19 protein-coding genes are annotated in these 20,414 nt (G+C 48.7%); 1 reads left to right on the forward strand and 18 read right to left on the reverse strand.

What is annotated here, in order from left to right:
* Window positions 1–234 precede the first annotated feature (234 nt).
* The 3 genes from DWX76_RS06940 to DWX76_RS06950 form a co-directional block, all read right to left on the reverse strand.
* On the reverse strand, window positions 235–2,334 hold the full coding sequence (locus tag DWX76_RS06940; RefSeq protein WP_118570371.1) for a heavy metal translocating P-type ATPase: 2,100 nt from the start codon (window positions 2,332–2,334) through the stop codon (window positions 235–237).
* 125 nt (window positions 2,335–2,459) lie between these two features.
* The gene (locus DWX76_RS06945) at window positions 2,460–2,774 is read right to left on the reverse strand and encodes a DUF6110 family protein (protein WP_118570372.1); all 315 of its coding nucleotides are present in this window, start codon (window positions 2,772–2,774) and stop codon (window positions 2,460–2,462) included.
* A 176-nt stretch (window positions 2,775–2,950) separates the two neighbouring features.
* Window positions 2,951–3,226, reverse strand: a complete 276-nt coding sequence (locus DWX76_RS06950) for a Fur family transcriptional regulator (protein WP_107000128.1) — start codon at window positions 3,224–3,226, stop codon at window positions 2,951–2,953.
* A 431-nt stretch (window positions 3,227–3,657) separates the two neighbouring features.
* Between DWX76_RS06950 and DWX76_RS06955 the strand changes: the two genes are divergently transcribed.
* A complete protein-coding gene (locus DWX76_RS06955; protein WP_107000129.1) occupies window positions 3,658–4,164 on the forward strand; it encodes a flavin reductase family protein in 507 nt (168 codons plus the stop codon).
* A gap of 185 nt (window positions 4,165–4,349) precedes the next feature.
* Here the strand turns inward: DWX76_RS06955 and nadA are convergent, their stop codons facing one another.
* From nadA to dctP, 15 genes are all read right to left on the reverse strand, one after another.
* Window positions 4,350–5,261, reverse strand: coding sequence for a quinolinate synthase NadA (gene nadA, locus DWX76_RS06960; RefSeq protein WP_117796479.1), 912 nt, complete (start codon window positions 5,259–5,261; stop codon window positions 4,350–4,352).
* 455 nt (window positions 5,262–5,716) lie between these two features.
* Window positions 5,717–6,367, reverse strand: a complete 651-nt coding sequence (locus DWX76_RS06965) for a hypothetical protein (RefSeq protein ID WP_118570373.1) — start codon at window positions 6,365–6,367, stop codon at window positions 5,717–5,719.
* A 426-nt stretch (window positions 6,368–6,793) separates the two neighbouring features.
* Window positions 6,794–7,342 (reverse strand): hypothetical protein, encoded by a 549-nt coding sequence (locus DWX76_RS06975; protein WP_118570374.1) that lies wholly within the window; start codon window positions 7,340–7,342, stop codon window positions 6,794–6,796.
* The gene (locus DWX76_RS06980) at window positions 7,343–8,887 is read right to left on the reverse strand and encodes a DNA methylase (protein ID WP_118570375.1); all 1,545 of its coding nucleotides are present in this window, start codon (window positions 8,885–8,887) and stop codon (window positions 7,343–7,345) included. It abuts the gene before it with no gap.
* Window positions 8,888–9,316: 429 nt separating this feature from the next.
* Entirely contained in the window at window positions 9,317–10,921 is a 1,605-nt protein-coding gene (gene pckA / locus DWX76_RS06985; RefSeq protein ID WP_118570376.1) for a phosphoenolpyruvate carboxykinase (ATP), read from the reverse strand.
* Between the two features lie 388 nt (window positions 10,922–11,309).
* Window positions 11,310–11,870, reverse strand: coding sequence for a glycerol-3-phosphate responsive antiterminator (locus DWX76_RS06990; protein ID WP_118570377.1), 561 nt, complete (start codon window positions 11,868–11,870; stop codon window positions 11,310–11,312).
* Window position 11,871: 1 nt separating this feature from the next.
* Window positions 11,872–12,684 (reverse strand): HAD-IIA family hydrolase, encoded by an 813-nt coding sequence (locus tag DWX76_RS06995; protein WP_118468035.1) that lies wholly within the window; start codon window positions 12,682–12,684, stop codon window positions 11,872–11,874.
* A 218-nt stretch (window positions 12,685–12,902) separates the two neighbouring features.
* Window positions 12,903–13,265, reverse strand: a complete 363-nt coding sequence (locus DWX76_RS07000) for a DUF1667 domain-containing protein (protein WP_022359840.1) — start codon at window positions 13,263–13,265, stop codon at window positions 12,903–12,905.
* A complete protein-coding gene (locus DWX76_RS07005) occupies window positions 13,265–14,530 on the reverse strand; it encodes an NAD(P)/FAD-dependent oxidoreductase (protein WP_022359839.1) in 1,266 nt (421 codons plus the stop codon). The genes DWX76_RS07000 and DWX76_RS07005 overlap by 1 nt, the downstream gene beginning before the upstream one ends.
* A gap of 2 nt (window positions 14,531–14,532) precedes the next feature.
* Entirely contained in the window at window positions 14,533–15,972 is a 1,440-nt protein-coding gene (locus DWX76_RS07010) for an NAD(P)/FAD-dependent oxidoreductase (RefSeq protein WP_118570378.1), read from the reverse strand.
* Between the two features lie 125 nt (window positions 15,973–16,097).
* A complete protein-coding gene (locus DWX76_RS07015; RefSeq protein WP_022359837.1) occupies window positions 16,098–16,799 on the reverse strand; it encodes an MgtC/SapB family protein in 702 nt (233 codons plus the stop codon).
* A gap of 198 nt (window positions 16,800–16,997) precedes the next feature.
* The gene (locus DWX76_RS07020) at window positions 16,998–18,308 is read right to left on the reverse strand and encodes a TRAP transporter large permease (protein ID WP_181357154.1); all 1,311 of its coding nucleotides are present in this window, start codon (window positions 18,306–18,308) and stop codon (window positions 16,998–17,000) included.
* Window positions 18,308–18,808: a TRAP transporter small permease gene (locus DWX76_RS07025; RefSeq protein WP_107000140.1), complete on the reverse strand. Its 501-nt coding sequence runs from the start codon at window positions 18,806–18,808 to the stop codon at window positions 18,308–18,310. Before DWX76_RS07025 ends, DWX76_RS07020 begins: the two co-directional genes overlap by 1 nt.
* A 397-nt stretch (window positions 18,809–19,205) precedes the next feature.
* Window positions 19,206–19,379: a hypothetical protein gene (locus DWX76_RS13940; protein ID WP_182429748.1), complete on the reverse strand. Its 174-nt coding sequence runs from the start codon at window positions 19,377–19,379 to the stop codon at window positions 19,206–19,208.
* Window positions 19,376–20,281, reverse strand: a complete 906-nt coding sequence (gene dctP, locus DWX76_RS07030; RefSeq protein ID WP_118570379.1) for a TRAP transporter substrate-binding protein DctP — start codon at window positions 20,279–20,281, stop codon at window positions 19,376–19,378. Before dctP ends, DWX76_RS13940 begins: the two co-directional genes overlap by 4 nt.
* Window positions 20,282–20,414: the final 133 nt, after the last annotated feature.

Consider the following 20,414-nt stretch of genomic DNA (forward strand, 5'->3'; position numbering starts at 1 on the left):
AAAAATTTATAACTGTTATAAACACACATTTATATGTTTAGAAACACACATTTATATGTTTAGTGTCATTTGATTCATTGTTAGATTTTTACAGAATATAGTACAGTATTTAGTTTTACTTTTTCGCAATTTAACGCAAAAAAACAGACAGAAAGAATAAAATTTCCTTTTCATTCTTTCTGCCCGTCTATTTTTATTATATTTTATTAAAAGTCAACTAAGCAGGGCGCATTTTTATGCCTCTTCCCGCTCTTCCTCCGGCAGCAGGTTCGTCATGCTCTTTAAGCTGATCGCCAGTGTCGAGCTGTTATGCAGCAGCGCCGACATCGACGGTGTGATGATACCAGCCACGCCTAAGAGAATCAGACCTAGGTTGAAGCTGATAACGAAACGGTAGTTTCCATGGACACGTTTCATCAGATCCATGCTCAGATGACGCAGAAGCACGACTTCATCCAGGGAATCTTTCTTGATCGTGATATCCGCGATCTCTCTGGCAATCTCCGCGCCCTCGCTGACTGCGATGCCCGCGTCTGCCGCTGACAGGGCCGGTGAATCGTTGATGCCGTCACCGATCATGATAACTTTGTGGCCTTTCGCCTTCTCCTCCTCAACAAAGCGCGCCTTATCCTCCGGAAGTACCTCGGAGAAATAATCATCCACGCCGACCCTCTTCGCGATCGCCGCTGCGGTCCGCTCGCTGTCGCCGGTCATCATGACAATGCGCTTAAATCCAGCCTCTTTTAACTGGCGGATGACAGACGGTGCTTCCTCACGCAGCGGATCCTCGATGCAGATAACGGCTGCAAGCTGTCCGCCGATTGCCATGTAAAGATGGGAACAATTTTCCGGAAGGTTCTCAAACTTCTCTTTTCCATCCTCCGGCAGTGTGCACTTCTCATCCTCAAATACGAAATGGTGGCTTCCAATCACGACGCGTTCTTCGCCCACATAGGTAGCGATACCGTGCGCTACGATGTAATCCACTCTCGAGTGCATCTCCTCATGTACCAGATGACGTTTTTTCGCTTCCTGTACGACCGCGTTTGCCATCGAATGCGGGAAATGTTCTTCCAGGCAGGCTGCGATACGAAGCAGTTCTTCCTTCTCCATGCCATTGAAAGATACTACATCGGATACAACCGGTTTTGCCTTGGTCAGGGTTCCGGTCTTGTCAAATACGATCGTCTCCGCCTCGGCAACAGCCTCCAGAAACTTGCCGCCCTTGACCGTAATGTGATGCTGGCTTGCCTCACGCATCGCAGACAGGACTGCAAGCGGCATTGCCAGCTTCAGTGCGCAGGAGAAATCAACCATCAGGATCGACAGTGCTTTCGTCGCGTTGCGGGTCAACAGATAGGTAAGCGCGGTACCGCCCAGACTCCACGGAACGAGTGCATCTGCCAGGTTCGACGCCTTGCCTTCAACGGATGATTTGAGCTTCTCCGAATCCTCGATCATCTGTACGATACGCTCATAACGGGTGGAACCGGCGGATTTTTCTACCTTGAAGGTAATCTCTCCCTCTTCCAGCGCGGTTCCTGCGTAAACATAGCTGCCCGGCTCTTTTCTGACCGGCTGGGATTCGCCGGTCATCGAAGCCTGGTTTACCATCGCCTCGCCGCTTACTACGACACCATCCAGTGGAATCACTGTACCCATATGGACGGTCAGCTCGTCGCCCGCGGTAACATCCGAAAGCGGTACAAGGACTTCGGTTCCGTCCGCTTTCTTCCATACCTTTTCCACGTTCAAGGACATGCTCCGCGCCAGATCACCGACGGATTTCTTATGTGTCCACTCCTCAAGAAGCTCACCGATGCCGAGCAGGAACATAACAGATCCAGCCGTATTGAAATCGCGGCGCAGCAGGGAAACACTGATCGCCGTCGCATCCAGCACCTCCACATGCAGCTTGCGCTTAAATACGAGGCAGTGGATACCTTTCACGATATAACGGATCGCCTGCACGGACGTATACACCGCCCGGACCGGCGCCGGGAGAAATGTCTTCGTCACAAAGCGGGTCAGTACCTTCTGAATCAGCTTTTCTTTGTACTCCTGATTCAGGGCGCGTCCGCTGCTTTTAACTGCCATCTCCTGTTTTTCGGTAATCTGACCATCAAACGCCGCTACCTGTACGAGTACCGCCTCCCGATCCTCCTTATAATAGATAACCGCATCTGCTGTCCGCTCATACACCTTAGCCGCCGTCACGCCGTCCAGACCAAGCAGATACTGTTCCAGAACATCCGCTTCGCGCACGGTATGGAATTTCCGGGCAAGGCTGATACGAATTCTTCCTTTGATTTCATGCTTTATAATGAATTTCATGATTCATCTTCCTCCGGTTATAGAAGAGCTGCCGCGAAACAGCATCGTATGCTATCCTGCGGCAGCCCCCTTTTATTTTTAATGTATTCTCAGAGTCTCTTCTGATTCACTCCAGACATCCGCAATTACTGCTCTGCCTTCTCAGCCTCCGGTGCGGCCTCGGTTGTCTCAACAGTCTCGTTGAAATCCTCATCCTCACCAAAGCTCTCATAGCCGCGAGCCTCGTTGATCTGCTTTGCCTCAGCCAGGATGTCCTCAGCGTTCTCCTGAATATTGGTAGCGGTGGTCATCACACAATCACGTGCACGAAGTCCGGCTGCTACGCAGTTTACGTAAAATTTCTTTGCATCCTCGCTGCCAAGAATCTTAACACCTGCTGTTCCGAACAAAACGCCGCCTGCAAATAAACCTAATTTTTTTAATTTGAAAATGTCCATCATGATTACTCCTCCTCTGATATTATCTAATTATATTCACATATGATTTTTGAAAACTCTTTATTCCATTTCAAATGCGAATATAGCTGCGTTTAATGACTCATTTCTGAGGTACAAGTAGATGGTAACAGCTTACCCCCATGATAGTCAAACCTAACTTTCCTTATTGAGATTTTTTATCAGCTAGCATCCGAAGTTATACTTGACAGCTCATCCTCATTCCGCAGAGAATACTGGCGGCAACGGTTTAAAACGCCGATTTCTTCCAACACTGCAATCATCCGGTACACCGTTGCCTTGCCGATCCCCGGGTCGCGCTTGGATGCCTCGTAGTAGATCTCCTTACAACTGCTCCATCTTCCCTCCAGGATCACATCCAACATGATCTTTCTTTGATCGGTCATCCGTTTCCCCCGTCTCTTCAGTTCGCTGATAATCTGCTCTCTCTGCTGCATCGTATCATCTCTCTTTCCATATCTTCTAAATTATTTTTCCGCACATCTGCCGTTTCCGTCCACAACCCGGCTTTTTATTAGCGAAGACTAACTGTTCGTTTAAAATATATAGCATACTCTGCTTGCCACTCTTTTTGCAAGTACTAAATTCCGCTTTTGCCTCTGGCTCAGCCTCATTAAGTCCTTAGATACGACTCGCACTAAGTGCTCATATTATATTGTGTTTCATCAAAAACAAAACATAATTAGCATGAACAAACTCGGGTTAGAATGCCGCAACTCAAGTTAGATGTCTCTAACCTTAATTTAAAGACTACCTCTTTTTTTCTCATCTGTCAATGAATTTTCGAAAATATATTTGATTTTCTTCTCTGATAATGGTAAGGTACTCACAGAATAATCAATTCAGACAGGAAAGGAAGGATTTTTCGATGAGCTTCAAAGAAATAAAGCCAGAAGAATTAAATTTTAACCCGTTTACCCGCATCGGTTCCGACTGGATGCTTTTAACCGCCGGCACCGAGGATAAATTCAACACCATGACTGCCAGCTGGGGTGGCGCAGGCGTATTCTGGGGCAAACCGGCTGTTACCTGCTATATCCGTCCCCAGCGCTACACCAAAGAATTTATAGACAAAGAAGAACTCTTCTCCGTCAGCTTCTTAAAAGACGGACACCGCGATGCTCTCAAACTCTGCGGCTCCGTATCTGGCCGTGACCACGACAAAATCAAGGAAGCCGGCCTGACCCCGGTCTTCATCGACGGCGTACCGGCATTTGAAGAAGCTGACACCATCCTCATCTGCCGCAAAATGTACCGCACATCCATGAATCCGGCAGATTTTATCGATAAGGACGCTGACAGCAAGTTCTATCCGGAAAAGGACTATCATGATATGTATATTGCGGAGATTGTGAAAGCGGTTGTGGCTGAATAAGCAGAGCCGTTCCATTTAAAATTTAAATCCCACAGGGAATGCCGCTGTCTGGTCTCTAGCTGTGATTGTATGTTTTCCTGACAGGCAATCACAGCCGAAAACGCTGATTTGCAGTATTTTCTGTGGGAATCCTTTGAAAGATCCTTTTGGGTCTATTTGTTTATATTGTATCTTTATTTATTCCTTTATTTTGCCAATTCCAGCATCCGCGCCAGCGGACCAACCGCCCTCTGCCGCATCGCCTCATCCATCTCCACTTCCTCTTCCGGATTTTCCAGCGCCCGCAGTACGCTGTCCAGATGAATCTTCTTCATATTCGGGCAAAACTGACGGTGACCTACGGAGAAAAACTTCTTCTCCGGGTTCTTCTGCAGCAGTTCATAGAACACGCCCATCTCGGTGCAGATCAGGAAGACTTTCTCATCCGAATTCGTCGCATAATCAATAATCTGGGAGGTACTTCCGACAAAATCTGCCAGCTCCAGCACATCGCCGGTACACTCCGGATGCGCCAGCACAACTGCCTCCGGATGCAGCTCTTTTGCCTTCTTTACATCTTCCGCATGAATACTCTTATGTACATGGCAGAAACCGTCATTGAAAATAAAATGTTTCTCCGGCACTTTTTTTGCGATAAAACGTCCCAGATTCTCATCCGGAATAAAGAAAATATCCTTGTTCGGCAGTTTTTTCACGATTTTGAGTGCATTCGATGAGGTAACACAGACATCCGATTCTGCCTTGATCTCCGCCATCGAGTTCACATAACAGACAACGGCTACATCCGGATACTCTTTGCGTACTTCGCGGATCTTCTCCACCTCAACCATGTGAGCCATCGGACAGTCCGCGCTCCGGTCTGCCATGATAACCGTCTTCTCCGGGCTTAAAATCTTCGCACTCTCGCCCATAAATGACACGCCACAGAAAATGATCGTCTTCTGCGGCACCGTCGTCGCCAGCTCCGCCAGATAATACGAATCGCCCACATAATCGGCAATCTCCTGCACTTCTCCATCTACGTAATAATGTGCCAGAATCACGGCATCCTTCTCTTTTTTTAATGTCTCGATCCGCTGCTTTATCTCCTGATCCATCTCTTTTCCCTCTCCTTTTTTCACCGCTCTGTTCACGCTTCCGAATCCCCATCGATTGACAGAAACCATACCATTTTTCCGACAGCTGCGGTTCATTTTCTTCTTTACTATGTATCCGACATCTTTGCCACGCCATATTTCTCTGTCCATATAGCTTCCACATGGTAAACTTCTGTGATTATACCTCTAAGAGAAAAGCTGTGTCAATGAAATTTTGACACTTTTTATTACATCTGTCTTGTCACATAGCAATTCATCTACATACAGACTGAAAGTCTGCTTTGCCGGCGCTTCAAGCAGAGCAGCCAATATGCATTTATGCAATTTTTTTGTTTCACAAATGTATTTTACTGTGCAACAAAAAGTCAAATCAAAAATCGGACGGTTTTTCGCTGTTCAAACCGTCCGATCTACATGACATATTTATAATTTTATCGCTTTATGCACATCCACCCTTATTGCTGAAACAGCACCAGTCTCGATACCTTTCCTTCCGCGTCCGCCCAGATCGCGCATTTTTTTCCCGCTTCCAGATCGTCTGCGGTCACGATATTCCGGGTTAAATACGGCAGAATACGTGTCTCAGCGCTGACCGTATAGGTCACGCCATCCTTTGCTTTCACACAGACGGTATCATCATTCTCGGCACTCTTTTTCACCGACTCGATCTCCGTGTAAACCGGCACGGCGCTCACATCGGTTACATGGACGAAGAAGAGCTGTCCGTTCGTGATTGGCGGCTCGCTCATCGCCATCGCATCCCCGATGTAGGCATATACAACGGTTCCCGTCTCCGCCTCGGTCATATCGACCGGCTTGCCTGTCTCTGCGTCAAAAATCGGCGTTTCCGGTGAAAATGTGATCACCATCTCGCCGGCACTGCTGATTCCCGACTGATTGTCGATCGTGACGGAATCGCTGGTAACCTCCGAAACCGGACCATAAACACAAATAGTTTCCGCTGCAGTGGCCTCCCCAGCTGCCTCCGTATCTTCGACAACCGGCTTTGTCTCCTCATCGCCCGCTTTTGCACTGGAAGCGCACCCAAGCGCACCTACCGACAGTGCTGCACAAATTCCTGCAATATATAACGAATTTTTTTTCATAATTTGAATCTCCTTCCGCTGTTCTTATGCCTGCTCCCTGTCTGCTCCCAGGGACTTCTCTGAAATTTTTCAAAACTTCCCAGGCACTTTTTAGTTTCTAAAACCAGTGAAATATTTTTCTTTATACTCTGTATTCAGCTCTTCTATCTGGTTTTCTCTGTTCTAACAGTCTACCCTATTTCATTCAAAAGTAAAAGTGCTTTTTTCTTACGGATTTCTGATATTTTATTACTGTTCACGCATACGTGCCCAGTAACGGAATTTGCCGTGGCTTCGCATTTAAATACGGCAAATTCCTGCTGCCACCACGTTTTCTTACGGCACTTTCGGTTCCAAAAGTGCCTACCCGTAAACAGTAACGATATTTTCCTTTGCCGGTCAGGAGGTCCATACAAAGCTTCAGCAACTGTGCTGCCATGTAACATTTCACTCCACTTCCTCTTCTATCAGCTCCACACGGCAGATCTGTGGAAAATTTACCGCGATCTCCCCGCCTATATTTTCAAGTCCAGGCTGATTTCCACTCCTTATTTCCGCCAACCACAAAACCTGCTGGTAATAGTCGATTTTCTTCAATCGTCCTGCTGCCGTTCGGTAAGCGCCGCCATCCTTGTGCACGTCCGGTTGGAACCAGGTCACAGAAAGCCGAACCGTCTCGCCACGCATCAGCTGCTCCTCCGCTTCCACAAGCGTCTGATTGATCATCTCACGCACGCTGTCATCCAGATCGATCTCCCGCTCGGTCAGACGCGCTTCCTCCTCTACCGCCTCCTCATAGCCATTCAGTGCAGCAAACGAGGCAAACTGCGCCGCCCGGTCCTCCACCGGCATCCGTGCATGGCGCAAGGGAAATGGGTAAGAATGACCGAGGATATCGCCGTAGCGGCGCTGGGCGTCACTTTCCTGCCCTTTTTGGGTTTGGCTTCGTCCACCTTTTAAGTTTTCAAATTCATTCACTCTATATTGATCTTCCATCTACGCCTGATGTCCCCCGATCTGCCCGTTGCGCTCCTTGGCGGTCGCGCCTTCCTCAAAGTTCATCCCGCGCAGCACCGCGTTTTTTCCGTATTTTTTCTTGATCGTCAGAAGCGCTTCCTGCATCCGGCGCTCCCGCTCGCGTTTTTTCTGTTCTTCCTTCTCTTTTGCTTCCTTTTTTGCGTAATCGGTAAACAAATCAAGCTGTTCAAATGTTTCCTTCTGTTCACGCTCTTTCGCCATTTTCTCATTTACCACATGACATGCCGAGAGCGACATCCGGCGGATGAGAAGCGCCGGGTTGACAATCTTATCATACAGAGCCGCCATCGCCTCCAGAAGCTCGCTCGAGGACGAAGTCGCACGCGGGAGATTCCACGTTCCATGTGCATGCTTCGGCACACGCCGCCCGTAGCGATCAGTTGTCATCGGTCCCTTGTATACTTTCCGTATCTCCGGGCGGGTCAGGTTTTCGATGTCATATCCGACCGTTAGAACGAGCTGATCGGTCACCAGCCGTTTTTCCACCAGCTCCAGCGAGATCCCGTCAATCATCTCCTGTACCACGATCCGCGCCTTATCCGCCGTGTACGGACAGGGAAGCACCTGCCCGCAGCCCAGGCTGCTGCTCTGCGGCTTGTATGCCCGTATCTGTGCGATCGTGCACGGCTCGTAGCCCCACGCATGGTCAATCAGAAGCTCAGCATTGACGCCGAACATCTGGTACAGCAGTTCCTCGCTGTAAAACTCGCCCGGTTTTCCCAGTGAACAACGCGCAATATCGCCCATCGTCCGAAGCCCCGCCTGCCAGAGTTTCTTCTGGTATCCTGGGCCAACCCGCCAGAAATCGGTCAGCGGCTCATGCGTCCACAAAAGTTCCCGATAGCTTTGCTCATCCAGCTCGGCAATCCGCACGCCATCCTTGTTCGCTTCCACGTGCTTCGCCACAATATCCATCGCTACCTTGCACAGATACAGATTCGTCCCGATCCCCGCCGTCGCCGTGATGCCCGTTTCCTCTAACACCGTGCGGATGATGCGCTTTGTCAGCTCACGCGGCGAAACCTTGTAAATTCCCAGATATTCCGTAACATCCATGAATACCTCGTCGATCGAATACACATGGATGTCCTCCGGTGCCACATACCGGAGATAAATCTGGTAGATCTGCGTGCTCCATTTCATATAGTGCGCCATTCTCGGCGGCGCAACCAGATAGCTGACCGCCAGCGACGGATCCGCCTTTAATTCTTCATTTCTCCACGATTTATCCCGGAACTGGCGTCCCGGCGCCAGTCTGCGGCGTTCCTCATTGACTTCCCTAATCCGCTGAATCACCTCAAATAACCTGGGACGCCCCGGCACACCATAGGATTTCAGTGACGGTGACACCGCCAGACAAATCGTTTTCTCCGTCCGCGACGGATTCGCCACGACCAGATTCGTCGTCAACGGATCCAGACCGCGCTCTACGCACTCGACCGATGCGTAGAACGATTTTAAATCGATGGCAATATACGCACGCCTGGAAACTGGTTTCTGCATGGCAGGATCCTCCCTTCTCTATGAATTTAAAATTTGAGCGCCACTGGTAAAAAATCATCTCACAAAATCAAGCACAGAAAGATTCCGAGCGTACACATGAAAATCCAGTTAAAAACTCACTAAGTGCTTCTATTATAGCATAACCATCAGCTTCACGAAATACTCAAATCCAAACATGTGTTTTGCAGCAGCAATAAAAAATGTGCCTTGGCACATCCGGGCGTCTCGCGCGGTCGCTTGCGACATGTTTCTGCTTCGCGCGAGTGTGCATCCTCGCGGAGCATTTTTGGTTTCATAGGACGTATTTCCTATGAAACAAAAAACCTCCAGTCCATTCGAATGAGAATCACATTTCTCATCCAAACAAACCGGAGGTTTTCTATCTCACCAAGTTTACCTCTTGGATTTATTTACCATTTATTTCTGGCATTATAACTGCGGACCAGCCTTTACCAGAGCCTTGCCAGCTTCGTTGCCTTCGTATTTAACAAAGTTCTTGATGAAGCGGCTTGCCAGGTCTTTTGCTTTCTCTTCCCACTCAGCCTCGTTTGCATAGGTATCGCGGGTATCCAGGATAGTCGGATCTACGCCCGGAAGCTCGGTCGGTACTTCGAAGTTGAAGTACGGGATCTTCTTGGTCGGAGCCTTCTGGATATCTCCGTTTAAGATAGCATCGATGATACCACGGGTATCTTTGATGGAGATACGTTTGCCGGTTCCGTTCCAGCCTGTATTTACAAGGTAAGCTTTTGCTCCGCTCTTCTCCATTCTCTTAACCAGTTCTTCTGCATATTTGGTCGGATGCAGCTCCAGGAAAGCCTGTCCGAAGCAAGCAGAGAAGGTCGGGGTCGGCTCGGTGATGCCGCGCTCGGTACCAGCCAGTTTTGCTGTAAATCCGGATAAGAAGTAGTACTGTGTCTGCTCCGGTGTCAGGATAGATACAGGCGGAAGTACTCCGAATGCATCTGCGGACAGGAAGATAACGTTCTTAGCCGCCGGTGCAGAGGATACCGGACGCACAATATTCTGAATATGATCGATCGGGTAGGATACACGGGTGTTCTCGGTTACGCTCTTATCAGCAAAATCGATCTTTCCATTCTCATCCAGGGTAACATTCTCAAGCAGTGCATCACGTCTGATAGCGTTGTAGATATCCGGCTCAGACTCTTTGTCCAGGTTGATAACCTTCGCATAGCAGCCGCCCTCGAAGTTGAATACACCATTGTCATCCCAGCCGTGCTCATCATCACCAATCAGAAGACGTTTCGGGTCGGTAGAAAGAGTCGTCTTGCCGGTTCCGGAAAGTCCGAAGAAGATAGCGGTATTCTCGCCATTTAAGTCGGTGTTAGCAGAGCAGTGCATAGCAGCGATGCCCTTTAACGGCAGGTAGTAGTTCATCATGGAGAACATACCTTTCTTCATCTCTCCGCCGTACCAGGTGTTGATGATAACCTGCTCGCGGCTTGTGATATTGAAGACAACGGCTGTCTCAGAGTTTAATCCAAGCTCTTTGTAGTTCTCAACTTTTGCTTTGGAAGCGTTGTATACTACGAAGTCCGGTTCGAAATCAGCCAGCTCTTCGTCGGTCGGAATGATGAACATATTCTTTACGAAATGAGCCTGCCAAGCAACCTCCATGATAAAACGAATCGCCATACGAGTATCTTTGTTTGCGCCGCAGAACGCATCTACTACAAACAGTCTCTTGTTGGAGAGCTCATTTAAAGCGATATCCTTTACTGCGCTCCAGGTTTCCTTGGATGCTACATGGTTGTCGTTCTTGTACTCGTCTGAAGTCCACCATACTGTGTCCTTAGAGTTCTCATCCATAACGATGAATTTGTCTTTCGGGGAACGTCCGGTATAAATACCTGTCATAACGTTTACTGCACCAAGCTCGCTGACCTGACCTTTTTCATAGCCCTCCAGCTCCGGTTTGGTTTCTTCTTCAAACAGCATCTCATAAGAAGGGTTGTAAACAATCTCCGTTGTTCCTGTGATTCCGTACTTGCTTAAATCGATCTTAGCCATCTTAATACCCCTTTCCTGTTATCCGGCAGCTCCCGTCTGTGTGAAATTGTCAGCTTCGCTGACCAGAATCATGCGCCAAGTCTCACGGACGTTCGACTTGAATTTTGTCTGACATTTCTCACCGAACCGGGGATTTCAGTGTCCCCCACTGTACATGTGTATAGTTTGCAACCGCTTTACCTTTTCACGGTTCTTATATTTTGTACAATGCGAAAGCTCGCCTTTTCTTCTCTTTATCTATTTTCACCAAAAGAGATTACTTCATCATTCTAATGCATTCATGGTAAAAAATCAAGCGAAATCGCGAAATGATTGATATTTTTTTGTCAATTTCATCATTTCAAATATATCTGTCACTCACGGCATCTAAATCGTTTAATTTCTAAAATCACACGTACCACACCGCTTCATTCGTCGCTGAAATGGCATCCGTACCCGCCTCAAAGGCCGCCATCACATCTTTTTTGTCAGACAGCAGGCCCCCGGCGATCAGCGGAATATCGGTGTACTCGCGCATGATCTTAAGAATCTTCGGCATCACCCCCGGCATGATCTCGACTGCATCCGGTCGGAACATTTCGATCTGTTTTTTCAACGTATCAAGTGCGATCGAATCCACAACAAAGGTTCTCTGGATCGCATAAAGTCCCATCTCCTTCGCGTGTTCCACCAGTGTGTTTTTTGTGCTGATAATACCGTCCGCCCGCGTATTGTGGGCGATAAAATCGACCGCCACCCTCTTGTTGCTCAGTCCCTGGATCATATCCACATGGACGATCGCCACCTTCCCGGCGTCCTTGATGCGCGCTACAATCTGATCAATATCACAGATCGTGCCGAACAGCACAAATACTACCTTACATTCAGATTTAAGACTTTTTTCCAGCCCTTCCCAGCTCTTAATCGCTGCGATTATCGGAGATTCCTCCAGTAATTCAAGCATTGTCATTCTATGCTTCCTCTTCTCTCATAGTCTTGAGTATTTCTCCCATCTCTTTCAGCCCTGTGAAAATCGCATCCGGCACGACATCCGCCTTCGGTACATCCTCCAGCTTCGTCTCGCCGGTCAGCACCAGGATTCCGTGTGCCCCATTTACCACGCCGGTTTTCACATCCGTGTAGATCCGGTCGCCGACAAACGACATTGCCTCGCGCTTTGCCCCGGTCATCTCCAGAACCATATCCACGGTCTCCTTGAATGGTTTTCCGACATACTTCGGCTTCTTTCCGGTCGATAAGGAGATTGCCGCGCACATTGCGCCGCAGTCCGGGATAAAACCATCCTTCGTCGGGCAGTTGATATCCAGATGCGTTGCCAGGAACACAGCGCCGTTGCGGATATACGTGCAGGCGCGCTCCAGCTTCTCATAGGTCAATGTCATATCAAAGCCAATCACGACCACATCCGGCATCTCCCTTGTCAGAAGAATGCCATTTTCACGGAAATTCTCCTCCAGATCCGGCGTTCCCACCAGATAGACTTTCTTTTCAGGATAATACTCTTTCAGATACTGAATCATCACATCCCCGGATGTAATGATCTGATTTCTTTTAATATAACACCCCATTTTTGCCAGTTTGTCAATATATGTTTTCGGAGATTTCGACGAATTATTCGTAAAAAATACATATCTCTTCCCTGCTTTCTTCACTTCCTCCAGGAAATCCAACGCCCCGTCGAGCACATCCGTATCCAGATAAAACGTCCCGTCCATATCGAGGACAAACAGTTCTGTCTCCTTTAAAATTTCACGTTTTTCCATGCCTCTCTCCTTGTAATTTTTATCTTTGTAAATACGTAAACATTAAAATTTTTTCCAAAACAACTTTATCCAATCCTGCACAAATATGCAAGCACGTTTTTCATAAATCTTAATTTCAAAAATGGGAAGCCGTACAAATCTCTTCTATGAGTCTGTACAACCTCCCATCTCTCATCTTTATATTCTGCGACAGGCTGGCGGCGTCACTTTTACGTTTTTTACGCCCGCCCTACATTCTTGCTCGCCACAACCGCAACCCCGGTTCCAGCGCAGTCTGCGATAATCACATCCCCGATATGCACTGGAGCTGCCACCTTCACGGCGCGGATCTCCTTCATGCAATCAAAGATTTTGCCCTTCGGGATATCTGAAGCCGTCTTGACCGCTGCTCTCTCGATCGTGCCGCCCTCAACGCGTACCGTTGAGGTAACGATTCTCGTCGGATTGGTTACCTCTTTCTTTGCATACGCCTCGCCGCGCGGGCATGTATTTCCTTCTACCTTGATCTCGTCATTTCCCATCGTCACAGTGAGCTGACAGCCCAGCGGACATCCGATACAGGTCAGTTCTCTTACTTCCATCACTCATCCACCTCCGTGCAAATGGTTATTTCTTTCAGATCCGGATATTTCTCCAGACTTTCCTTCGTCAGGATTACCTGCTCCATCTCACCCGGTGCCAGCACGCGTTTTTTGCGGCTGCTCACACGCTCTCCGTCAAAATAAACGGAAATGCTGCGGTTTTTATAAACATCTGCCACACGGAAACGAACCGTCAGCTTGTCTGCCATCGCCTCGGTATCGATCGACTGCGGTACCGTGTAGCGGACGCCATTTTCTGCCTTGAGTGTCACGCTGTGACCTTTCTTCGTCTCGCCGGATTTCACATATTTCGCTGCGTTCTGTCCTGCCAGCGCTGCCTCCTCGGATACATAGTCAACCAGATCATGTACATGAAGCACGTTGCCGCAGGCAAATACACCCTCGATGCCTGTTTCCAGACGGTCATTGACCATTGGGCCGGAGGTAACCGGGTTCATCGCCACGCCCATATTTCTCGTCAGCTCATTCTCCGGAATCAGGCCACAGGATAACAGAAGCGTATCACAGTCATAGTGCTCTTCGGTACCCGGAATCGGTTTGCGGTCCGGTCCGACCTGTGCCAGCGTAATGCCTTTCACGCGCTCTTTTCCCTCGATATTCACAACCGTATGGCTTAACTTCAACGGAATATCAAAGTCATTTAAGCACTGTACGATATTTCTCTTCAGACCGCCCGAATACGGCATCAGCTCCGCTACAACCTTAACCTTTGCGCCCTCCAGTGTCATACGTCTCGCCATGATCAGTCCGATATCGCCGGAACCGAGGATGACAACCTCTTTACCGACCATATGTCCCTCGATGTTCATGAGACGCTGTGCCGTACCAGCAGTGTAGATACCTGCCGGACGATACCCCGGAATGTTCAGGGCGCCTCTCGGACGTTCGCGGCATCCCATCGCCAGGATAATCGCTTTTGCCTTGATGAGCTCCAGTCCCTCGCTCCGGCTTACGACTGTGATCTCTTTGTCTTTATTGATATCCAGTACCATGCTGTTTAAGCGGTACGGAATTTCCAGCTTTTTCACTTCTTCTTCATAACGTGCCGCATACTCCGGTCCTGTCAGCTCTTCTTTAAAGGTATGAAGACCAAAACCATTGTGGATACACTGATTTAAGATACCGCCCAGCACGCTGTCGCGCTCGAGAATCAGGATATCCTCTGCGCCGCTTTTTTTTGCCGCTGCTGCCGCTGCCAGTCCGGCCGGACCGCCGCCGATAATTACAATGTCATGCTGAATCATGGTTATGCCTCCTCACCTTTTATCATTTCGGAACCTTTGCGGTTTTTGCAGATCTCTGTGATCGGGATTCCCGTCTCACGGGAGAGAATTTCCATCGCTCTCGGAGTGCAGAAGCCTGCCTGACACCGTCCCATACCCTGACGGACGCGCCGTTTGATGCCATCCATCGAGCGTGCGCCGAGTGTACGGGTGATCGCATCCACGATCTCCCCCTCGCTGATTGTCTCGCAGCGGCAGACGATTGCGCCGTATGCCGGGTTCTTGCGGATCAGTTCTGCGCGTTCTTCCGTATTTAAACGTGCTGCTTTCACGATGCCCTTGCGGATCGGATTGAAATTCGGATTCTTGCCAAATCCAGCTTTTTCCTCGATCATCCCAGCCAGATATTCACCGATCGCCGGTGCGCAGGAAAGTCCCGGAGACTCGATTCCGGCTGCATCAAAGAAGCCCGGTGCGTCCTCCGCCTCACCGATGATGAAATCATCGCCTTCCTCATGGGCACGCAGGCCGGAGAAAGAAGTGATGACCTGACGGAACGGAATGTTGTTGACACTCTTGGCTGCCTTCTCACATGCCTCTGCCAGTCCCTCGGCGGTCGTGTAGGTTCCGTCCTTATCTTCCTGATCCACCGCGGTCGGTCCGACTAAGAGATTTCCGTGAATCGTCGGGCTGACGAGGATTCCCTTGCCATACTTGCCCGGAAGCTGGAAGACAGTCGCTGATACGTGGTTGCCTGCCTCTTTATCGAGCAGGCAGTACTCGCCGCGGCGCGGCACAATGTGAAGCTTCTTTTCCGAAACCATGTTGTGGATCTCGTCAGAATACACGCCGGCTGCGTTCACGACATATTTTGTCTCGAAGACACCGTTGTTGGTTATCACACGGTATCCTCCTGTCGTTTTTTCAACTTTTTCTGCTTTTGTGTTGAATACAAATTCAACGCCGTTATCACAGGCATTCTCTGCCAGCGCGATCGTCAGACCAAATGGACATACGATGCCGCCGGTCGGTGCATAGAGCGCTGCCACAACCTCCCCGCTGACGTTCGGCTCCATCTTGCGGACCTCATCGCCGGTCAGAATGGAAATATCCGGCACACCGTTTGCCACGCCTCTCTCATAGAGTGCCTGCAGCGCCGGGAGGTCCTCCTGCGCGAAGCAGAGTACCAGGGAGGAATTCCGCTTGAAATCAAAATCGAGTTCTTTGGATAAATCTCCCATCATGGCGTTGCCTTTTACATTGAGCTTTGCTTTTAAAGAACCTGTCTTTGCGTCATAGCCCGCATGGACGATAGCACTGTTTGCCTTCGATGTGCCGGAGCAGACATCCTCTTCTTTTTCCAGAAGCACGGTGCGGCACTCATATTTCGAAAGCGCTCTGGCGATGCTGCTGCCGATGACGCCGCCTCCGATAATCACTACGTCGTATGTATTTCCGTTCATACTGTGATCCTCCATTATTTATACTAAATGTTTTCTTATTCTCGTTTCAACTATCCTGTTTGTTTGGACAATTCATCCTATTTCTGCTGCATTTCATGCGTAAGCCCATCTGAACCCTTTAGCTGCTACAGCTCCTCTGCAAACCGGATCTCCTCCATCGCCTGAATGTCGCCCAGAAGCGTTTTCCGGAGCGACTTGTCCTGCACCTCGACCGACATCGTCGCGGAGGGACCCTCGCCCTTTAACTTATTCTTGGCAATATCAAAAGACACGATTTTCACATCCTTGGAACGCATGGTATCCATGAACGCCCCAACACACCGGCTGCTGGTAAATTCCAGATAGAAATCAAACACCTTCGCATGCTCGTGAATCATTGTATCCACGCGTGTCAGGAGCTTCAAGGTAACTGCAATCAGAATCAGACCATAAAACGCGCCGTCCACAAATCCGATACCGGCTGCCAGTCCTTCACAGGCGCAGACCCAGAGACACGCCGCCGTGGTCAGTCCACGCACCTGATTGCGCCCGGTTACCATGATCGTGCCGACTCCTAAAAATCCGATGCCGCTGATAACCTGTGCGCCCATCCGCGCCATGTCCGCTTTCGCGGACGGAAATGTCCGGAACATATATTCACTCGTCAGCATGACAATCGCTGAACCCAGGCAGACCAGCACATGCGTCTTGATACCCGCACCGCGCCGTTTCAGACCACGGTCAATTCCAATGAACATTCCCACCGCCAGTGAAAACAGCAGACGAATCCAGATGCCGACCGCTGTCCAGGTCGCCGCTGTCTCCACAATCCATTTCCAAACTGCCATTTTTTCTCCCCCTGCCAGCCCGTAAAACTTCTAAAACACAGCCTTTTTTTGCTCCACAAGACTCTTCCATGACCGATATCGGTATCTTTTATGAAACAAAAAAGAGCAGAAAGCACCCGTATTTCTACGTTTGCCTTTCTGCTCTTAATCTCACAGGCTTTATTATATCCAATTTATTAACATTTTGTCAATCTGTTTCTATGCTGCGCCGTACAGAAGATCCGGTACACATGTAATTAAGAACGGGCAGAAGGTCAGAAGCAGAAGAACAACCAGAAGGGACACGATAAATGGCCATACTTCCTTCAGGAACTCACTGATCGGACATCCCGTGATACCACAGGTCGTGAACATCATCGAACCGAACGGAGGTGTGATACCACCGATCATGATGTTAACGATCGCTACCAGTCCAAAGTGGTAATCATTGATTCCAAGCTGTCTTGCAACCGGAAGCAGCAGAGGTGTAATAATCATCAGCGCCGCGCCGCCTTCCAGGAACATACCCATAATCAGAAGAATTACGTTGCATGCCATAAGGAACAGCCACTTGTTGGTTGTCAGGCTTAACATACCAGTTGCCACGACTCTCGGCAGGTTAATCCAGGTCATGTAGTAACCGAATACATTCGCTGCAACCATGATCAGGACAACGCTGGAAGTACCGGCGATACTGTCAAGCAGGATCGGAACCAGATGCTCTTTCAGGGATAGTTTCTTGTAAACGAAACGTCCGATAATAATACAGTAAAGAACGGCTACCGCACCGCCCTCAGACGGGGTAAACATGCCAAAACGCATTCCCAGGATGATACCAAATGGGAAGAACAGACCCCAGAAAGAGGTAATACCCTGTTTCACGATCTCTTTCAGAGACGGGAATTTTTCACGGGTGGTCGGGTAGTTTCTCTTATGTGCAATAATCGAAACAACGATCATCATCGAGATTGCCATCAGAATACCCGGAATATAACCAGCCGCAAACGTACGACCCAGGGAAATCTGTGCAATCAGTGTAAAAACGATCAGGTTTACTCCCGGCGGAATAACCGGTGTAGCAGCCGAGGAAGCCGCTGTGATCGCTGCGGAGAACGCCTTGGAGTAACCTCTCTTCTCCATCTCCGGAACCAGCATCTTGGACTGCATCGCACAATCTGCGTTGGCCGAACCGGAGCATCCGCCCATCAGCATACTAAGTACTACGTTTACCTGTGCCAGACCGCCTTTCATATGACCGGTCAGCACTTCCGCGAAATCCATCATCTTGTCACTGATGCCGCCGTAGTTCATGACGGAACCAGCCATAACGAAAAATGGAATCGCTAACATCGAGAACGACTGTGTAGAGGTCATAACCTTCTGTAAGATCAGCCAGTTTTTACTGGTTGTATCAATAAATGTAAAATAAAAGAAGGTTGAACCAAACAGTGCATATACAATCGGCATTCCCAGGAAATAGAGAATAAATACCATAAAAATCGGAACGAGTTCAATTAATTCGAGTCCCATCAGTTATTTCCCCCTTTCCCTTTAAATACCTTGATAATATCCTTAACCAAAAAGTAAATACAGAAAATCAGTGAAAGCCCAAATCCGATCGGAACCGCGCCGGAAATATACCAACTCGGAACACGCAGCGTATTCGTCAGCTTATCCATCGTGTTCATCACATACTGGACGCTTGTTCTGGTCAGCATAATCAGAGTAACAAGCTCCAGAAGATCCATAATAACCTTAACAACTTTTCTTATCTTCTCCGGAAGAATGTTGATCAGGATGTCTACGCCCAGATGTGCGTGCTTACGGTACGCATATGCGCTTCCAATAAAGACGGTCCAGACGAAGAGCCCCGTAGCGACCTCTTCCGACCAATACAACGGTCTTTTCAGGAAATAGCGCATAAGGACGTTTGCGTTTACAACGATTGTACAGAGTGTCAGTGTCACGCAGGTAATAATTGCATCCAGGTTTACCAGCACCGACCCCAGTGTGATTTTTTTCTTTTCCATAGTCTATCCTCATGCATTCATAATGGCAGTCAGTTTTGCATAACCGACGACTGTTCTGTCATACAGCCATCTTTCCAGCAGTTGTAACTGTTCAGTACCTTCACAGTCACGCGCAAAAATCCATTAAAAATTGCCTACGGCAATGGGATTTTTGCCTGCTGGCCCATGTTTTCGTACGGTCAGCGCAGTAAATGCGCAGACCTACTGAACAGTTACCAGCAGTTTCATATTTCCGGCACTATACGTTTGTCGGAAGTCTGCCCGGACCTCAGACAATCTTCTTTGTTCTGACAGCCCGGGCAAATATACTTTCTTCTCCGCAGCGGTTCTGATAACCGTTACGTTTTACCATTTCATAATTGCTTTAAAATACTGTATTTGTTCGGAACAATCTACATTATTCGTTCTTTGCACGGTAGTCATTCAGGAAATCAACCAGTTTCTGATGAAGTTCCGGATCTGCGCCGTACTCGTCTACGATCCAGTCATAAACCGGAGCACAAGCCTCTGTGAATGCGTCAATATCTACATCGTTCCACTCAACGCCTTTGTCTTTCAGGAACTCGATCATGGAGCTTCGTCGTTCTCAGCATTTTCCTGCTCCCACTTACCAGCTTCTACACAGCACTCATCCAGGATGTTTCTCCATTTTTCCGGGATGGACTGATATACGTCCTCAGCCATGAATAACCAACGGGTTGCGATGAAGTGGTTCGTGTTTGCAACTTTCTTGGTGTACTCATAAGCACCTGTATCCTTCAGGGTGGAGATGGAACCTTCGAAACCATCAACAACACCACTGGACATAGCGGATAAGCACTCCGTAAAGCTCATTGCAGACGGGGTAGCACCCAGACAGGTAATCGTCTTAACAAACAGCGGAGACTCGGTCGAACGCATGATCAGACCATTTAAGTCAGCCGGTTTCTCAACTACCTTGTTTGTACATACGCTTCTGAATCCGAACGAATAATGTGTATCCAGAACGTGGATGTTGTGCTCGCTTGCCAGTTTTGCATTCAGATCTTTTACAATATCAGAATCCATCACTGCATTATACTCTGCATTGTTCTTGTAAAGCATCGGTCCAACTAATACGTTGTAATCGCCGATGTAATCAGCAAAGTAGGACGGCTCCTCCAGACCCATCCAGACAGCGCCGTTGTGTGCCTGTGCTACAGACTCCGCATAGCAGTCAAGCTGGTTCTGTCCGTAATACTCCAGAGTGATATGACCATCGGTCTTCTCTTTTACCAGGTCTGCCAGATATTCGCTGGCTTTGTAGTTCCACTCTGCCGGCTGGAATACGTTGGAAAACTTGATGGTGATGTAGTAATCATCTGCAGATGCCTCGTCACCTGCTGCCGTTCCTGCGTCTGCTGCCTTTGTGTCAGTCTTTGCGCCGCTACCGCCGCAGGCCGCCAGGCTCATCGCCATCGTCGCTGCCAGTACTACTGATAATACTTTTCTCATACGTTTTCTCTCCTTCTTCTTAACCTCCCCCAGTCATCTTTCTGACCGGTTCATCAACAGTTTCTACTACTTTCTAAATAAATTACCATTTCAGCATTTAGGCAAAAAAATAGCACCATTTTTAAAAAACAGT

Source organism: Clostridium sp. AF21-20LB (genome assembly GCF_003478795.1).
Taxonomy (GTDB): Bacteria; Bacillota; Clostridia; order Lachnospirales; family Lachnospiraceae; genus Otoolea; species Otoolea fessa.

What these genes read in the sequence shown, in the direction of transcription:
- DWX76_RS06940 (WP_118570371.1), bottom strand. Translation starts at nt 2,334, where the DNA reads ATGAAATTCATTATAAAGCATGAAATCAAAGGAAGAATTCGTATCAGC.
- DWX76_RS06945 (WP_118570372.1), bottom strand. Translation starts at nt 2,774, where the DNA reads ATGATGGACATTTTCAAATTAAAAAAATTAGGTTTATTTGCAGGCGGC.
- DWX76_RS06950 (WP_107000128.1), bottom strand. Translation starts at nt 3,226, where the DNA reads ATGCAGCAGAGAGAGCAGATTATCAGCGAACTGAAGAGACGGGGGAAA.
- DWX76_RS06955 (WP_107000129.1), top strand. Translation starts at nt 3,658, where the DNA reads ATGAGCTTCAAAGAAATAAAGCCAGAAGAATTAAATTTTAACCCGTTT.
- nadA (WP_117796479.1), bottom strand. Translation starts at nt 5,261, where the DNA reads ATGGATCAGGAGATAAAGCAGCGGATCGAGACATTAAAAAAAGAGAAG.
- DWX76_RS06965 (WP_118570373.1), bottom strand. Translation starts at nt 6,367, where the DNA reads ATGAAAAAAAATTCGTTATATATTGCAGGAATTTGTGCAGCACTGTCG.
- DWX76_RS06975 (WP_118570374.1), bottom strand. Translation starts at nt 7,342, where the DNA reads ATGGAAGATCAATATAGAGTGAATGAATTTGAAAACTTAAAAGGTGGA.
- DWX76_RS06980 (WP_118570375.1), bottom strand. Translation starts at nt 8,887, where the DNA reads ATGCAGAAACCAGTTTCCAGGCGTGCGTATATTGCCATCGATTTAAAA.
- pckA (WP_118570376.1), bottom strand. Translation starts at nt 10,921, where the DNA reads ATGGCTAAGATCGATTTAAGCAAGTACGGAATCACAGGAACAACGGAG.
- DWX76_RS06990 (WP_118570377.1), bottom strand. Translation starts at nt 11,870, where the DNA reads ATGACAATGCTTGAATTACTGGAGGAATCTCCGATAATCGCAGCGATT.
- DWX76_RS06995 (WP_118468035.1), bottom strand. Translation starts at nt 12,684, where the DNA reads ATGGAAAAACGTGAAATTTTAAAGGAGACAGAACTGTTTGTCCTCGAT.
- DWX76_RS07000 (WP_022359840.1), bottom strand. Translation starts at nt 13,265, where the DNA reads ATGGAAGTAAGAGAACTGACCTGTATCGGATGTCCGCTGGGCTGTCAG.
- DWX76_RS07005 (WP_022359839.1), bottom strand. Translation starts at nt 14,530, where the DNA reads ATGATTCAGCATGACATTGTAATTATCGGCGGCGGTCCGGCCGGACTG.
- DWX76_RS07010 (WP_118570378.1), bottom strand. Translation starts at nt 15,972, where the DNA reads ATGAACGGAAATACATACGACGTAGTGATTATCGGAGGCGGCGTCATC.
- DWX76_RS07015 (WP_022359837.1), bottom strand. Translation starts at nt 16,799, where the DNA reads ATGGCAGTTTGGAAATGGATTGTGGAGACAGCGGCGACCTGGACAGCG.
- DWX76_RS07020 (WP_181357154.1), bottom strand. Translation starts at nt 18,308, where the DNA reads ATGGGACTCGAATTAATTGAACTCGTTCCGATTTTTATGGTATTTATT.
- DWX76_RS07025 (WP_107000140.1), bottom strand. Translation starts at nt 18,808, where the DNA reads ATGGAAAAGAAAAAAATCACACTGGGGTCGGTGCTGGTAAACCTGGAT.
- DWX76_RS13940 (WP_182429748.1), bottom strand. Translation starts at nt 19,379, where the DNA reads ATGATCGAGTTCCTGAAAGACAAAGGCGTTGAGTGGAACGATGTAGAT.
- dctP (WP_118570379.1), bottom strand. Translation starts at nt 20,281, where the DNA reads ATGAGAAAAGTATTATCAGTAGTACTGGCAGCGACGATGGCGATGAGC.